Below are 739 nucleotides of genomic sequence, written 5' to 3'. Positions count from 1 at the left end.
CGCCCGGTCCCGTTCCGAACCCGGAAGCTAAGCCCCATCGCGCCGAGAGTACTGCGGGGCCAGCCCGTGGGAGGCCAGGGCGCCGCTGACCGGTGGACGGCACCGAGCCGTCATCGAGAATCGAGAAGGGGGAGGCCTCGCGGTCTCCCCCTTTTTTGCGTTTGTATTGATCCGTGGCTCTAGATAGTTGATTTCTTTATTCTGAAGTTGCAATAGCATATGAAGTGGGTTGATTCTTTTCGAGGCCTGTTTTTGGGACTCGTTCTTTACAGTCCGCACTTAGGAACGCTCCTTTGGCTGGTTGCGTATTTCCTAGATGGATCTGCCAATTTAGATTACAAATCAATCTTTTCTCGCGTTTCACGTCTTTCGGCTAGGATTGCACACTAATGGGGCTCCAGCGCTGTCTGGCGGGGTCCTTTGTCGCGTAAAGGCTTTATAAGGGGAACCGTCGCAATCTATCTCCTAGGTGCTATTTAATTCTGGTTTGGGTCTATAACCGATACGTATACATCGGACAGCATGAACACCGAGGTCATACGGTCTGTCTGAGATATACGATCGTCGATTAGACCCTGTCGGATTCCAGGGCCCTCTGGTTCATTTGTGAACAAAATATGGAGTGCTGGATTCCCGCCCCCGGGGCCCCTCCGGTCTGGCAATATATCTCCTTGCCGCGCGGCCCGGTCGGACCGGGAACCGGCGCAGGCGTGCACCTTGAGAACCGGATACTGCGAGG

The 739-nt window shown here is 54.7% G+C and carries 1 rRNA gene; it reads left to right on the top strand.

Annotation, left to right across the window (positions count from 1 at the left end):
• A 5S ribosomal RNA gene (gene rrf, locus ACTQV3_RS09250) occupies positions 1 to 91 on the top strand; the annotation flags it as partial.
• Between the last annotated feature and the right edge of the window lie 648 nt (positions 92 to 739).

The sequence above is a fragment of the Collinsella sp. LCP19S3_A7 genome (assembly GCF_052121995.1).
Taxonomy (GTDB): Bacteria; Actinomycetota; Coriobacteriia; order Coriobacteriales; family Coriobacteriaceae; genus Collinsella.
The sequence above is the reverse complement of the archived record's forward strand: the minus strand, read 5'-3'. Positions and strand labels throughout refer to the sequence as shown.